We start from the raw sequence: 16,403 nt of genomic DNA, 5'->3' as shown, positions 1-16,403 counted from the left end.
AAAAGGTATTAGGAGAAGATTCATTTAAAAAATACAAGAGTAAAATATCACGTTTTCAGAAATGGTTGACCGCTAACGGTATTACACCAAAGCATGCTATAACTTCAATTACCAAAACAACTGTAATACAATACTTGAACGATGTATTACAAGATACTAGCCCAAGAACAAGGAATAATTCACGAACTGATATAGCTTCATTGTTCCAAACCTTAGAGAATAATGAAATCATAGAATCCAATTATGTAAAAAATATAAATAAATTACGAGCCATACCAACTCGGCATAAAAGCTATTCCCCTCAACTATTAGAAAAAATAGACTTCTATTTAATTGAGAATGAAAAGGTGTTACGTCTATTCATACAATTCCTTTGCTTTAATTTTCTAAGACCGATTGAAGTATGCCGACTAAAAATTAAAGATATTGATTTAATTAACAAACAACTTTCTGTAAAAGCAAAGAACCAATCCCTTAAAGAAAAATTAATCCCACAAATGATGTTAGACGAGATGCCCGATATTTCTTCATTTGATAAAAATGGCTATCTATTCAATAAGAACTCATTAGGTGGGACATGGGATGCAAAAGAATCAAGTAGAAGAGATTACTTTACTAAGCGATTTAAAAAGGTCAAAGAGCATTTTGACTTAGGAGAAGATTACACCATGTATAGTTTTAGACATACATATATAAGTAAACTATATAGAGAATTTGAAAAAGAATTTAGTCCGAATGAAGCTAAAGGCAAACTTATGCATATTACCGGTCACAGCACCATAAAGGCGTTGGAAGATTATTTGAGAGAAATTGATGCAAGCCTGCCAAAAGACTATTCAAAATATTTAAAATAAATGGTTTATAAAAATTTCGGAATTGTAACGCAACCAGAATTCAGTGATTGGAATGAAGATACTCAAAACCAGTATCTACACGAAAAAGGATATTTTACTACAAAACTATCCGCTACCAGTATGCCCACTAAAAACTTAAAGGTTCCAGGCGAGTATAATTTTACTTTTCAATTTAAACAAGAGGATTTAATTTACATCTGTAGTACCAAGCTTCAAAAACTTATTTACAATTATTTACTAGATAGATATATATCCTATTTGAAAGTCATTTCTTTAACGTTCTTTAAAAATTTTAATGACTCAATATTTGGAAAAAAAAACAAGAAAGCCAGAAAAGTAGCGCTAGATAATTTCAATAATATTTATAATAATTTAAACATTAAATCGAATTCATTAAAAAGCAGATTCGAACTTTTAAAGTTAGAACGAGAGTATTATTCATCAGTATTATCAGAAGAAAGAGAGATTGTCCTAGCATATTTGACAGGGGACGAAGAATTTTTCAATGTTTCCTTATATGATTCCAATAAATACTTACAGAACATTATTTTATTCGAAGGAAATCTTGAAATTTTGCTAGAACTGAATAACTTATATGATTTTGAGACTGATATCTATTTTGATGAAAATGCGGGCTTATTTGAAAAATATCAAAACATTGACAACCCATCGTTTTCTTTCGAAGTCTTTAAATTTATGAATCATCAGATTAAAACTCTAGAAAAAAGCAAACGTTCTGATTTAGTAAGCCTATTATTCTTTTTAAAAGAACTTGAATTGTTTTCAGGAACAGAGAAAACATTTCGTAATATGATAAACGACTTATTTCTCCCAATTTCAGCCGAGTTAAAACTCGCTGACCCAACAAATAAAAATCACATAAAGAGAATGGAAACATTGAATCTAGAATGGAGTAATTACAATAAATAAGTGTTAAAATTTTCAGCTCACCCTAATTAGGTCAAATTCACCCTAATTCACCCTAGTTTCACCCTAATTATCACCTTTTACACATAGTTAAAAACATAAATCTTGCAACTCGAACATAAAAGTTCAAGTATAATGGATATAACTATAAATATTAGGGCTAGTGAAACCCTCAAAAATTCACTACTAGAACAAGCGGAATTATATGACACTACTTTGTCAAATTATTCTAGAAACATTCTCATAAATCACATAGATGACCTGAATAATTTAGATTCTTCTTACCTAGATGAAGAAGATGAAAATTATATTGACGATTCTATTGACGACCATGAAGCATCCTTTGAGAATCCTTACGAAAAATCATATGAGTTTACATCTCTTCTCGTTTGGCTATTTTGCAGACAGATGCATCCGCAGGATAATAATCCAAAAAACGTTCTCAGTTCATTCAAACTGAAAATTGAAAAAGTACTTTCAGAAAGTTCCTTCTCTAATGAGTTAAAATTGGAATTTTTAAAAGTTCTAGGGGACTTGAACAGGTTCTTACTGGAACCAGATTATGAAGGTAAAAAGTTTGAATTCCCTGTACACGGTAATCATCTTTCCTTTGACTACTACAAGTTGATGAACGAAATATGGTCACTTGAAATTCCTGTGCTATGAATTCAAAAAACAACACCAACACAATAAAGCACATAATTCAATCAGATATTCAAAGCTTAGAAACAGATTTAATTAAAAAGGAATCAGCTAAGGAATGCCTAATTATAAAGCCCGTTAATGTATGGATGGATGAAGCAAAAAACCGTCCTATACCAAACATGCTTTTCAGTGAATTATGGTATGAAAATGAAGTTTGTATTCTATATGCTGACACCAATGTTGGCAAATCAATTTTAGCGGTTCAAATTGCCCAAAGCATTAGTTCCGGTGTTCCAATTAAAAATTTCAAATTAGAAGCGCAACCCCAAAAAGTGTTGTATTTAGATTTCGAACTTTCTGATAAACAGTTTGAAAAAAGGTACTCCATTGACTATAAAGATCATTTTATATTCCACTCCAATTTTCTTAGAGCTGAAATTAATCCAATGTTGGATATTCCTAAACCATATAAAGGTCCTGAGGATTACCTAATTGCGAAATTAAACGGGATTATTGAGAAACATAAGGCAAAGGTTGTAATCATCGACAACCTAACTTTTTTGCAAAATGATAACGAAAAGGCTAAAAATGCTTTAGAACTCATGAAGCAACTAAAAATAATATCAAAGCAACAAAATGTTTCTGTGATGGTTTTGGCACATACCCCTAAACGTGATGAATCTAAAGCTATTAGCGTTAATGACTTAGCCGGAAGTAAAATGTTAAGTAATTTTTGCGATAGTGCATTTGCAATTGGCAAAAGTACCGAAGACCCTAATTCCAGATATTTAAAACAAATTAAACAGCGGAATACCGAGCATTTGTATCATACCAATAACGTTATAATATGCTTATTGGAGAAAGATTATAATTTCCTGGGATTTCGATTTCGATTTTTTGATTCTGAATCAAACCACCTTAGACAAATAACAACTAACACATTAGAGGATAGAGATGCCGAAATGATTAGCCTTGTCAAGGAAGGACTATCTAAGGTTGCAATAGCCGATAAATTGAACGTAAGCGAAGGTGCAATAAGAAAAAGGCTTAAAAAGCTTGCAATCTAAAAGATGAAAGCTTCTGACGTATATACAATAGCCAAAGCACTTTCCTCTGAGGAATATGCACTGCTATACAATATGCTCAAAGCAGATTTTAAGGAAACTAAAACGACAAAGAAAGTGCGTAAAAAACGACCTGACTATACTGTTGAAGATGCACTACAAGATTTATTAAAATATCACATCAAATAATTCAATTCGTACCATCGTACCATCTTAGAAAGGTACGATGGTACGAATCACCAAAACATTATGAATTCATATAAGTACACATTAGATAAATCAAGTAAAAAATTTCGTTGCCCAAATTGCACTAAAAAAACATTGGTGTATTACGTGGATAGCGAAACAGGCAACTACCTTAGTTCCAAATACGGTAGATGTGATCGTGAAAGCAATTGCGGCTACTTTAATCAACCATCTGGCAACAAATCTATAATAGCTCCATTTCAAAATATTCAGACGTTAAATCCTTCATATTTAAGTGAAAAGGTTATCGAATCATATTGTAATAAATATGACGACAACAACTTCGTAAATTATTTATTGGAACATTTTCCAGAAGAGGATGTAATACAAACTATAGAAATGTATTACATAGGCACTACTGATATATGGAATGGTGCTACAATTTTCTGGCAAATAGACAATCACCATAAAATACACACTGGAAAAGTAATGTTATATGACTGTGATACAGGCAATAGAGTTAAAAAACCATTTCCTCATGTAAATTGGATGCACAAAGTATTACAAATTGAATCTTTTGTATTACAACAATGTCTTTTTGGTCTTCATTTAATTTTAGAGCACACTCAAAAGAATACTATTTGCATCGTAGAATCAGAAAAGACTGCAATTATCATGAGTATGATATTACCGAATTATCATTGGATGGCTACCGGTTCAAAAACCAATCTAAAACATGAGCTACTTAATCCAATAAAGAATTTTAAAATAATCCTATTTCCTGATAAATCAGAATTATTAGTGTGGGGTGATAAAATGAAAAGTTTAATAGATTTAGGCTATAATCTTAAATGCAGTAGTTTAATCGAAAATACAAATTACATAGATGGATTTGATTTAGCTGATTTTATTATGAAATAGTTGCTTTAAACTTTCAGCTATAATTACCTGTAAATACTCTAAGAAACTTACTTAATTAAGACAAAAGCTGCCCAATAATATGGATTCTTATATTTTTTTTTAAAGGTTTCCTGTGTAGCTAAATATGAATCACTTATGCTCATCTCATTTTGAACTAAATTTTCATAAAAACTAACCATATACTCGCTAGTGATTTTATCATCTACTTTCCAAAGTGACACCAACATATTATCTACTCCTGCCATTTTAAGCCCTCTCTGTATTCCGAAAACTCCTTCATTTGCATTTGATTCACCTAGCCCAGTTTCACAAGCAGACATAACAATTAATTCAACATCATTCATATTTAAATTAGACAATTCATTTGCAGTTAAAATACCATCCTCCAAATTATCACCAATGTTTTCACCATTTCTCCAAAAATAATTAGCTCCAGACATGGCTAATCCTGAACGGTTCATAGGATCGTTATCTTCTTGAAATTTAGCAAAACCTAGCATGTTAGTCATAAAGTATTCATCTGTTAAAGGTTTTAAATAAAATGCATGAGTCGCAATATGCATTATACTTGGCTTACTTGTAAGTGCAGAAATAAAATTACTTTCCGTTGCCTTGTCATTTTCATAAGTGAGGGTATTTATACTATTAGAAATTAAAATTTCATTAATATTTTCAATTTCATTCTTTGTACCAGTTAAATAATCAAAATCCCCACTTCTCAAGCCAGAATTGCTCATGGTAGAATTATTCAATTTATCTATTTCATAAGTAATATCACCAAACAAAATTGACGACTCGATACTACTAATTTCATTATAAGAAATCACTTCTTTGGTACTAGTTAATTGATGTAATATGAATTTCTCACCTAGAAACATATTGTCATTGTTTGGTAATGCTGCTAAAGCTACATTATGGATTATACCTGTAGGTGAAAAATAAACATCCTCGACTCCTTGCAAATGGGTTTCTAACTGCTTCCAAATTAAATTATATATTTTATTACCATTGACTTCATATAAATCCTTAATTACGCTAGCAGGATGATTGTTTTTTTTAACGATAGGACTTATTAAATCATTCAATTGAGATTCTTCAAACAAGTTAATATAAATGGGAAACTCTAAGTCTTTTCTTAAAACAAAAGCTCCATAATAACTTTCTTTTCTATTCACTTCACTAGGCATAAAGTTTACAAATTCTATTGCGACATCTTTTTGTTTAAGACTGTTTTTAACATCTTTCCAATCTACCCTTGACCTATTATAGCTCTCTAAAATTGAATTTTTACCTCTTAAAACAAGTTCTTTTTCATATACCCTAGACAAATCCATTAATGAATCTCGATTAGTTACATTTATTTTTTTTAACTCTTCTTTGACTTTTGTCCATTTAGAATTTATATCTCGTAATTCTGGAATTTTATCTAAAGAAGCATTGTTTCTTATTGTATTTGAAGTGTTAAGCAATAGTTGTTTTGTCATTAAGGCATAATTATACCCAAAACCAACCAGGGGTTTTGATGGATCTTTACGTTTGGACAAAAAATAGAATAATAAATCGGGATTATACTTTTCATTCTTGTAGCTTAACTCTCGTGTCTCTTCATCCAACCCCAATAATAATTCAAAATAGGGTAGTTCAAACTTTTTAGCAAACGCTAACATATCATTATCAGCTTCATTAAAATCTTTTCTATGAAAATTAACAAATGCACTTTCAGCTAGTTTATATAAATTATATATTTTGAAGTATCCCTCTTTTTCCTCCATTTGTGTTAAATCAAGATACTTTTTAGCTTCTGAATATTGTTTATTAGCCGCCAAATAGACAGATAATTGAAAATAGGCCAAAGAAAACATATAATTATACTCGCCAGATTTAGACTCATTTAAAAATTTTAAATACTTTAATTGCCACTCAACAGCTTTTTCAAAATCATTTAGTTTATAATATATTTCAGCAACAGTAATGTAATCGAAACTATCATCTGTAACTTTATCTTCAATAGCTTTTAAGGAGTATTCTAATGCTAATTCAAATTTGTTTTGAGAAGAGTACAACATTGATAAATTACTATAATAAGAGTGATTTTCAACCTCTTTTTGAACGAGTTTACTTAATTTAGGATAATAAACATTTGCTTCATTTATGGACTTCAGGGCATTGTCATAATCCCTAAGTGCAAGATAATTATAGAAATTAAACTTATAAATCTGATAACTTAGTTTATTATATTTTTCAGGATCTGACTCATCGAAGCCATAATTTTTAATTACTTCCTGCAATCTCGTTTGTTTATTGATTTGCGTCTTAAGCATTCCTGTTGTATATAAATTTAGATTATTAGTAAACTGCTTCTCAAAAAAATCAATATTTCGCTCCGTATTAGGGGCTATTCTGGAATTATTGGATTCTTTCACATAGGATTGAAACTCACCATTTTGAAGCATTTTCTGATTTAACAAAATTTTATTTAAACCTATTAATGACTTAATTCTTTCAATAGCAGAATCTTTTTCTTCAAATTCTTTAGTTATCTTAAGTTCTCCTAAAAGACCATTTAATCTCATTTTTACTTTTTGTAAATCTTCAACCGTCTCTGTTTTCATGGCATTTACCATACTTAACTTATTAGCAAAATATTGGAAGTAAATATATTCTTGTAAATTATTTTGCAACTCTTTGTCATCGAAATATGTTCTCTTGAATTCATTTTTAAGAGCAGTTAGCCTTTGTGTCGATTTTTTTTTAGACTCAAAGGATTCATCCATTGCTTCAATATAATTATCGGCAGCATCTATCTTTTGTCTAAAATAATAGTCTGAGTGTTGATCACTATACTTTTTATATGGCTTGATTCTTTCTGCTTCTAAATATTGAAATTCATATAATTTTAGAAATTCTTTTCTTTTTTTATATATTCTAATTTTCACTTTGACCGCAGCCATATAATTACCAAAAACGTTCGGATTTTGTAGATTGTCAGTATCAATTAGTTTTTGGTGTATAGCTGTAATCCTTTCTAACGGTTTGCTTAAATCTTCGTTATCAAGACTATTTCTAACATTACGAATAGCCTTATGCTCTTCAGAAAAAAGATAATGATCCTGTCCTTTAATAGACGTAATAGCAAAAACAGTAATAAAAAAAATAATTTTATACTTAAATAAGTAGCTCAAAATGGAATAATTAAATTATTAGAATAAAAACCAATTAAAAATAATTAATACTTATTAAAGAAAGTTATTTTTTATATTGAAAATCAATTCATTAGATTTATAAACAATACAAAAGTTGCTTTATGAGAATATTTTTTTGTTTTTATCTATTAGGGACATTACTTGTCTCTTCGCAAGAGAAATTCAGAGTTATGCAAGTCTTCGGCACTATAACCACAGATTCATTAAACCAAAGTATTAAACCTGATGATATTATTAGCGGTAATCCAACTTTTCATTTTTCAAGCAAACATGATAAAGCATTATTGTTAAGTAATTCAAAAGCAAGAGTCGTATTGTTTCAAAATATGGCAGATTCTAAGCCGTCAGGCAAATTAATTTACTATTTTGAAAGAAACATTCTTCCATTTAAAGATTACACTGGCACAAGGGGATTTGAGCAAAATACTCAATTTTTATTTTTTGATAACTGGACATTGAAAAAGGTGAAGAGAATGAAAATTTCTAAAGCACCTTCTTCTAGCGATTCATTTTATCAAATTTCATATAGCTTGTCTAGAAAAAATTACACTAGAAAATTAAGTATTGGTCAGGAAGGATACCTAGAAATAAAACCTGAAACATTCAACAACATAGGTAAATACAAGCTTTTACCACAGCAAATAAAACTTTCTTATTATGATTCTAACACTGACACATTTATTGAATTAAATAATCTATACTTTCAGAGTATAAGTATCAAACAAATTAAACAAGAAATTGAAATTTATACTAAATGGCTTAAAGAGTTAGGAGAGGTGGATATTGAAAATAAAGTTAATCGTCATTTAAAAAGTGTTTATGGGAATGATTTCAATTTAAATCATTAAAAATTGAAATACTTCAATAAAAAACATGCTAGATTTAGTTTGATTAATGCAACTGTTGCAATTATTCTATTTTTCATAGCCCAAACTATCTACGTTCTGCCCGGCCAAGACAATAAAGCTTTTTTCTATGGACCAATTGTAAATGATTTTTTGTTTAAAAATGAACCTAACCTAAAAGATATAGTTTTCATTAACACCCATTATGACAACATGATTGTCGATAATTTAGATGAACATGGGTTTTCAAATGGAAATACAGTAATTACTGATAGAAATAAACTAATTAAGTTTACCCAGTTACTCCAGCAAGAAAATAGTTATAAATATGTGGTATTTGATATCTTTTTTGAGGACAAATCTATGTATGACAGAAAATTAAGTGATAATTTAAATAAATTAAAAAACGTCATCTTACCTAGGAAAGATTCCCTGAACAAAACCCTAGTAGACTTTAGGTATTTAAATTTAGGGTTGGGAACAATAACTAAAGCTGGAGATATATTCTTTAAATACAAACTCTTTAACAACAGTATAAATGGTAAATCTTTACCACTTAAAATGTATGAAGATTTAAACAACGTAAATTATACTTCTTATGGTCCTGTAGGTTTTTTAGATGGGCAATTGGTTTTAAATGACTTCGTTCCAAATATAGAGGTAAGTAATTATGATCTCTATTCTAAGAAATATAGCTTATACAATTTAAGTGATTTTATTAAAGATGACTTTACCAGTGCTGATTTAGAATTTTACAGGTCTATAATTAAGAATAAAATTTTAGTGATTGGTAACTACGAGACAGATATTCATTCAACAATTTACGGGGAAATACCTGGTTCTTTAATTTTAATAAATACATTCTTAAGCCTAGAAAAAGGTGCAAATACTATAACTATACTTTTAATTATCTGTCTTTGGTTTATATTTTTCTTCTTTTCTTTTTTAATTATCAAAAAAGAAAATAATTTTAAAAACAGACTGCTAAAATATCCTGTCTCTAATTTCCTTTTAACTTCTGTAACCTATTTTCTTGTATTTACAATAGTATCAATTTTAGTGTATTTAATTTTTGGTAATAACATTAGCTTGACTTTAGTTACTATTTTCTTTTTTCTTGAAAGGCTTGTAGTGAAGAATAAATCCATTTTTAGAAAAAAAGAAAAATTGAAATAATCAATTTACTTAAAACCCTTATTACTTTAGAATACCCCTTTCCCCTATCACTTCCATATTAACAATATAAGTAGTATCTATTCTATCTCTAAAGGTCACCGTATATTCAGCGATAATATTGTTAGACTTATTGCGGATGACATCTTTCTCTTTTAAAGCGATAAAAAGAAAATCATGACCATGAACTTTCTCACAGAGCATTTTCAATACATGTGTCCAAAGAACTTCTTCATAATCATCTGCAATAACATGTAATGAACGTTTTCCATTAGGCTTACCTTTTTTATGATATTCGACATTATAAATAAATTTTCCATCCATTTTGCAACTATTTAGTTTCGTGCAAGTTTAGGATAGTTTTTTAACTTAAGAAAACACTATATCTTATCGTGTTGCGTTCGGTATATCCAACAACCTAAATCATCTTTTTTGTTTTGGAATAACACTTTCATTTTCAAAGTTATAGCTAGTTTGTATCTCAAAAAAACTAATGAAATTCTTTTAATCTACCTACTATATTATTCACGAAAATAGTGCATCCATGTATGGCTGACAATTGGTTAATTCAATAGATAATAGGCTTTTCCAGTGATTAAACCCAAGTGTACTTCTGTTTAAATTATTATATTCGATTATTATATCAATAATATCCTGCCTAGCGAGTCTCCCTTTACTTACCAAAATTTGATGTTCGATGTTTGTTATTACTTCATTTGTATTCATTTCAAATCTCCGTAAAAGACCCAATCTAGTGTAATGAGTTTCAATAATTGAGTATAGCAATGGGTCTATTCCATTTGGATTTGCTATTGTAAAATTAACCGCAGGTAATCCATCAGCAAAACTAACTGACACAAATAGAAATTGAAGATTAGGGAGAGTATCAGTATATAAATTAAGAAACAATAATTGTCCTCCATCTTGCCAATACCTATTTTTCTTTCCATTGCATTCCATACAAGAGGGAAATAAATTTTTGGGATGTACAGAAAATTCACTTAGCTCTTCTTTAGGTAGAATATGGTCTAAACTATTTACAGCATTTATTGTACAATTTTGGCAAGTATTAATTACTCTATCTTTAGATGAAGTAGTTACTTCAACCTTTAATTTTTGCAACAAAGGCGTGTCATACTTATAAAGTCTTAATAAATCTTTCTTTACCGGGTCAACATAACCTTGTGGGGGTGTAGTCCCTAAACTTCCACTAATAAACCTATGATTGTAATCAGCAAAATGAAGTCTAATATTTGGTTTGTATGTATTAACTCTTGATTTATAATTAACATCTTTGGGAGAATTCTTTTTAGATGCTAACACCCTATCAAAAAAGTCATCTGGGTCTTCATTGGAAACTCTAAGATTGGTCATTTAATAAACTTTTAAGATAAATACTTGCATTAATACTTAACGGGATTTGACCATACTCTAGACGCTCTTTTATCTGTTCATAAGTCAATCTTGAATCTACCATTTCTTTCAGTATGATTTGATATTGTTTGGGTATCTCTCGATTTCCGAACACCTCTTCGCTCAAAATCGATAAATTTTCCCCAAAAGACTCAATTCCAATCCTTCGTATCGAAGAATAATACCCCTCCCTTTCAACAACATATACATTTTTAGAAATAATTTCTTGAATGATTAATGGTGAATGAGTTGTTATTATACAGTAAGACTTGAATTGATGAACTAAATGATAAATCGTATTTACTAATTGAGAAATGGCATTTGGATGCAAGTGTGTTTCTGGTTCATCATATAGAATCAATGAATCAAAACGTATTTTTGCAATTAACTCAGTAATTATAAATAGAATAATACTTTGTCCAGAACTCAGATGTTTCACCACCTTACTAAACGCTTCGATATCGAACGTAAACACCTTATCGGTAGTCTCAGAATGTTCCATTTCGAAGCCCATAAATTGAGATAATGAATCCTTGTCAATAAAATTCTTTAAAGTATCAATCCATTGACCGATTCTACCTAATTTTTCAATATCTAATCGAGTTTCATGAAACCTTAAAAGAAGTTCTTCTTCCGTTAAAAGCTTATTATCCTCATTCCTAAGCCCACAATAATTATAATTAAATTTTGCATTGTTTCTAGGTAGTTCAAAGCTATCAAACGAACTGTAAGAGACAGCAATCACCTTACTAAATAGTGGTGCTTTTGGCTTAAAAATTGTATCATTTTTTTTAGAAATATCTAATGGAAGAGATGTGATTAATTGTGTTTTTCCTGTACCATTCTTACCTATTATCCCATAAATTCTATCATAGGCAAAATCACTATCTTTAAAATTAAAATCTACGTTCAAATTATTTTCTGCGAACTTAGGATTGAATTTATACGAGAAGGAATATAGATTCTCTAAATCATAATCATATAGTAAATATTTCGCTTCTCTAAGTAATCGCTCTGCTGTATTTTCCCTAATTAAAGAATTTTTAAAATTGGAATTTTGTTCAAAACGCTCTCTATTTTCCAAGAAAAAGGCTGAATCTCTTAACGCCCACAAAATATCTTCAAATTCTTTAGGAAACAACTCCTTTAAAGTTTTATAATATTGACTACTCTGACCAAGTGAGCAGAAATCAGAAGTTAGATTTGTAAATTCAGCAGGAACAACCTCAGAAGCATTAGTCGCACTTTCATGAATAATTTTAACCTCCCCAACATGGTAAGCTTGAATATTGTCTCTATGAAAGAACAAATGAAATGTGGATTTTATTTTATAATCATTCCATCCGTAATTAAAAGCTAAAACAAAACAAGGAAATTTATTGATTCTCCTATGAGATTTTATTCGGTTTGAATGCCCGTTGGGTCTAAAATCAACTATAAATGGAATTGAATTATCTTTTAAACCAAATGTACTTATACTATTTTCTTCGTATTGTTCAACTTCATATATTGGTAATTCATTCGATTTAAATGCCTTACGTTTAAAACCTAAATCAGCCCTCTTCAAATAAGGTTGCAAAAGGTAATAGTATGCCATTATACTTTTTTCGTCACCTCGTGTATCAGGATGAATTATTCTATTTAAGAATTTTATAAAAATATCATTGCTTTCAAGTAGATTTAATCTTTCTATAAATAAGTACTCATAATCCCAATCATCATTATTAATTATATGTTGAATAATATCACCATATGCATCTTTATATCTTCCATCTGTATCCGGCATTGCTCTTAAATCCCAAATGGATAACAGAAACTCCATAATATCCCCATCTTCACGATAATAGAATGGTGATTGCTGAGTTAATAGTTCTCTTAGTATTTCGAGTTTTAAACCTTTATTCATTCAATCGTTTATAAACCTTCTTAAGCATGTAATTCTTCACTAAAGCACCAAAATCTTTATCATCCATCATCTTACTAAAGATGTCTTGGTTCTGCTCCATACGTCCAATTAGCTTATCCATAAAAGCATCTTCGAAACCAAATTTAAAGTTGTCAAGAGTATTACTCTGAGCTTGTTCTGATAGCTTGCCATCTGCAACCAACTCTTCTTCAATCTGGTCAAAGAAAAGTTTATCAGCCTCTGCGAACTCAGTACCAAATCTTTTGTTTAATACATTAACAATTTCCGACAAAGCTTCTTTTTCCTCTTTAGTAGCTCTAATCCCAGATTCAGAAATACCATCTAAACCATACTCCCCTTGACTTTCTAGTACTAAATTTTGTTCTGCAATTTGTTGTAGTCTATAGTACTCTAATGAAACTTCATCACCTAACTTAAATCTGTCTTGCTGACTTTTTCTTGGTAGTTTTTTTAATAAAAATCTACTATAGGTAAAGAGCTTTTCTAGGTCAACATCTGCAAAAGGCATTATTTGAGTTAAAAAAGAGTAGGTTCTTGTAAAAGTCTGTAAAGCATGCTTAAAATTATCTTGTGTTACTTCTGTTCCTATTACATCATCTTTAGAGTCTTCCTCTGGTAGTTGTTTAAACCGTTCAACAGCAGGGTCTACAAATGCATTTAACTTACCTTGCTGTTTTACATTCAGCACACTCATGGACTTGAAATACACATTACAAAAATTATCCACCTCTGACTCCCAAATTATTTGAGCTTTTTCTATCTCTCCTTTTAAATCGTATAAATGGTTTGGGTTTGTATTGGTTTCTATAGTGGTTAGCTCATAATAGGGCTGAAAAGAATTTACAATGTCCTCAACTTCGTTTGTAAAATCTAAAATAAAAGTATCTTCTTTACCTGCATGCATTCTATTTAACCTAGATAAGGTTTGCACACACTTAACCCCAGATAATTTTTTATCTACATACATTGTATGCAATAGTGGCTGGTCAAAACCTGTCTGGTATTTATCTGCAACTAAAAGTAGCTGATACTCATTACTAGAAAACTTTTTGGGTAACTCTTTTTCTTTAAAACCATTCAGTTCTACTTCTGTTACTCCTTCTGGGTAAGTATCATAAATTACTTTACCAGAAAATGCTACTACGGTTTTAATATCTGTATAACCTTTATCTTTTATGTATTTGTCAAACTCTTCTTTGTAACGTACCGCATGAAGCCTAGAACCTGTTACAACCATTGCTTTAGCTTTGCCACCAATCTTTTTGGATACTATTTGTTTAAAATGCTCAATTATCACCTCAGTTTTTTGAGCCAAATTATGTGGGTGCAATGACAAGAACCTTCCTATAGCTCTTGAAGCTTGTTTTTTATTTACTTTGGGGTCTTCTTCTATTTCCTTGGATAGTTTAAAATAGGTCTTATAGGTCGTGTAATTTTGAAGTACATCTAAAATAAAACCTTCTTCAATAGCTTGTTTCATACTATATAAATGAAAAGGCTTTGGAATATCATTTGTCCCTTTAGAACCAAATACTTCTACTGTCTTAGCTTTTGGGGTTGCTGTGAATGCAAAGAAACTTAAATTATGTTGCTTACCTCTCGCTTCCATTGACTTTCTAATCTCATCTTCTGCATCTTCATCTAAGCCTGAATCTAATTCTAAATCTTGTGCTTCTTCTAAGGTTTTAGCAGATAGCACTTCTTTCATTTTTTTTGATGCTTCTCCTCCTTGTGAAGAATGTGCCTCATCTATTATGACAGCATACTTTCTATTTGGCAACTCTCCTATCTTATCTAAAATAAAAGGAAATTTTTGAAGGGTAGTAATTACAATGTTTGACCCTGCCATTAAAGAGTCTGCTAACTGTTGAGAATTTTTATCTATTTTTTGAACAACTCCCTGTTTGTGTTCAAACTGGTAAATAGTATTTTGTAATTGACTATCTAAAACTTTCCTATCGGTGATAACAATTACGGAATCAAAAATCCTATTGTTTTCAGCATTATGAAGACTAGACAATCTGTAAGACAACCATGCAATGGAATTGGATTTACCAGAACCTGCTGAATGTTGAATTAAATAATTTGTACCTGCACCCTTCGCTTTTGCATCCGTAGTCAACTTACGAACTACATCTAATTGGTGGTAGCGGGGAAAAATTAATGTTTCTTTTTTCTTACTTACTCCATTAAGTTCAAAGTCTTCTATTTTTAAGTGTAGAAACTTTCCTATAATATCTAAAAAGCTGTCTTTTGCCCAAACATACTTCCAGAGATAATCTGTCCTATACCCTTCCTTATTGATTGGGTTACCTGCTCCGTTATTATAGCCTAAATTGAAAGGAAGGTATCTTGTTGACTTACCACTTAATTTAGTGGTCATAAAACACTCATCTGTATCAACTGCAAAGTGAACCAAGGCTCTTTTCTTAAAGGAAAAAATAGGCTCATTAGGTTCACGGTCAAACACATATTGCTTTTTTGCATTGGTAACATTCTGACCCGAAAATTGATTTTTTAACTCTATTGTTGAAACTGGTAAGCCGTTAAGACTTAAAACCATATCTAAAGAATTGTTGCCTTTTCGCTCATAATACAGTTGTCTTGTTACGCTTAAATGATTCTTACTATACAACAGCTCATCATCTTCATTGAGTGTTGTCTCAGGCTTAAAAAAGCCCATTTTAAACTTTACTCCATAATCGGTAAATCCGTTTCTAACAACATCAAGTGTGCCTCTTAAATCTAATTCCCTTATTAATCTTTGAATTACTTTATCTTCTACCTCTTCTTTATGAATGTTACTTAACTTATCCCATGCTTTAGGTTGAGAATCTTTAAGAAAGTCTGTAATATAAACAGGAAATAAACCTAACTGAGTATTAAAGTCTCTAGAATGTCCTTTAACATAACCACCATCTTCTAATAATGATACTTCTATAGCTTCTTCAAAAGTTAGTTCTGTATGTATTCCTTTAGCCATATTCTAATCTTCTTATTTATGTTACCCTTTTAAGTTGTCTATTCAGTTTCTCTCCTTCCTCTTCATTCAACTTCTAACTTAGTTACTACCTTAGTTACCTCCTTAGTTACTTTGTAAGTTTCTCTATTAACTTCTTACTTAGTTTCTACTTCTATATCTTGTTTAGTTTCTCTCTTAGATACTGTAGGTATTACCCTCTTATCAACTTTTTAAGTTTCTCTCTTTCCTCGTCATTCAACTTCTACCTTAGTTACCTCCTTAG

Annotated in this window: 13 protein-coding genes; 8 read left to right on the top strand and 5 right to left on the bottom strand. The window is 30.2% G+C overall.

Translation table 11 applies throughout. From position 1 onward, the window contains the following. Window positions 1-65 precede the first annotated feature (65 nt). The 6 genes from P178_RS23540 (at window position 66) to P178_RS0110370 (ending at window position 4,597) form a co-directional block, all read left to right on the top strand. Window positions 66-854, top strand: a complete 789-nt coding sequence (locus P178_RS23540; RefSeq protein ID WP_410477202.1) for a tyrosine-type recombinase/integrase — start codon at window positions 66-68, stop codon at window positions 852-854. Continuing rightward, complete coding sequence (locus P178_RS0110390; RefSeq protein ID WP_027066166.1) at window positions 855-1,784, top strand: hypothetical protein; 930 nt, start codon at window positions 855-857, stop codon at window positions 1,782-1,784. It abuts the gene before it with no gap. A 102-nt stretch (window positions 1,785-1,886) separates the two neighbouring features. After that, complete coding sequence (locus P178_RS0110385) at window positions 1,887-2,447, top strand: hypothetical protein (protein ID WP_155941612.1); 561 nt, start codon at window positions 1,887-1,889, stop codon at window positions 2,445-2,447. Then, complete coding sequence (locus P178_RS0110380) at window positions 2,444-3,493, top strand: AAA family ATPase (RefSeq protein ID WP_036146050.1); 1,050 nt, start codon at window positions 2,444-2,446, stop codon at window positions 3,491-3,493. Before P178_RS0110385 ends, P178_RS0110380 begins: the two co-directional genes overlap by 4 nt. Window positions 3,494-3,496: 3 nt before the next feature. Beyond that, a complete protein-coding gene (locus tag P178_RS0110375) occupies window positions 3,497-3,679 on the top strand; it encodes a hypothetical protein (RefSeq protein WP_027066163.1) in 183 nt (60 codons plus the stop codon). 60 nt (window positions 3,680-3,739) lie between these two features. Then, the gene (locus tag P178_RS0110370) at window positions 3,740-4,597 is read left to right on the top strand and encodes a DUF6371 domain-containing protein (RefSeq protein WP_027066162.1); all 858 of its coding nucleotides are present in this window, start codon (window positions 3,740-3,742) and stop codon (window positions 4,595-4,597) included. Window positions 4,598-4,644: 47 nt separating this feature from the next. Here P178_RS0110370 and P178_RS0110365 read toward each other — a convergent pair whose 3' ends face one another. Further along, window positions 4,645-7,779, bottom strand: a complete 3,135-nt coding sequence (locus tag P178_RS0110365) for a CHAT domain-containing protein (protein ID WP_027066161.1) — start codon at window positions 7,777-7,779, stop codon at window positions 4,645-4,647. A 122-nt stretch (window positions 7,780-7,901) separates the two neighbouring features. On the opposite strand from P178_RS0110365, the gene P178_RS0110360 reads away from it, so the two are divergent. Together P178_RS0110360 and P178_RS0110355 are read left to right on the top strand one after the other, a co-directional pair. Further along, on the top strand, window positions 7,902-8,648 hold the full coding sequence (locus P178_RS0110360; RefSeq protein ID WP_155941611.1) for a hypothetical protein: 747 nt from the start codon (window positions 7,902-7,904) through the stop codon (window positions 8,646-8,648). A gap of 3 nt (window positions 8,649-8,651) precedes the next feature. After that, window positions 8,652-9,821, top strand: coding sequence for a CHASE2 domain-containing protein (locus P178_RS0110355; RefSeq protein WP_027066159.1), 1,170 nt, complete (start codon window positions 8,652-8,654; stop codon window positions 9,819-9,821). Between the two features lie 21 nt (window positions 9,822-9,842). On the opposite strand, the gene P178_RS0110350 is transcribed toward P178_RS0110355, so the two are convergent. From P178_RS0110350 to P178_RS0110335, 4 genes are all read right to left on the bottom strand, one after another. Beyond that, window positions 9,843-10,142 carry a hypothetical protein gene (locus tag P178_RS0110350; protein ID WP_027066158.1) on the bottom strand — a complete coding sequence of 100 codons (300 nt, stop codon included), beginning with the start codon at window positions 10,140-10,142 and terminating at the stop codon, window positions 9,843-9,845. A gap of 201 nt (window positions 10,143-10,343) precedes the next feature. Further along, complete coding sequence (locus P178_RS21810; RefSeq protein WP_051638237.1) at window positions 10,344-11,192, bottom strand: hypothetical protein; 849 nt, start codon at window positions 11,190-11,192, stop codon at window positions 10,344-10,346. Beyond that, window positions 11,179-13,137, bottom strand: a complete 1,959-nt coding sequence (locus P178_RS0110340; RefSeq protein WP_027066157.1) for an AAA family ATPase — start codon at window positions 13,135-13,137, stop codon at window positions 11,179-11,181. The genes P178_RS21810 and P178_RS0110340 overlap by 14 nt, the downstream gene beginning before the upstream one ends. Next, window positions 13,130-16,141, bottom strand: a complete 3,012-nt coding sequence (locus tag P178_RS0110335; RefSeq protein ID WP_027066156.1) for a type I restriction endonuclease subunit R — start codon at window positions 16,139-16,141, stop codon at window positions 13,130-13,132. The genes P178_RS0110340 and P178_RS0110335 overlap by 8 nt, the downstream gene beginning before the upstream one ends. Between the last annotated feature and the right edge of the window lie 262 nt (window positions 16,142-16,403).

Source organism: Maribacter sp. Hel_I_7 (assembly GCF_000688315.1).
In the GTDB taxonomy this organism is placed as follows: domain Bacteria; phylum Bacteroidota; class Bacteroidia; order Flavobacteriales; family Flavobacteriaceae; genus Maribacter; species Maribacter stanieri.
The sequence above is the reverse complement of the archived record's forward strand: the minus strand, read 5'-3'. Positions and strand labels throughout refer to the sequence as shown.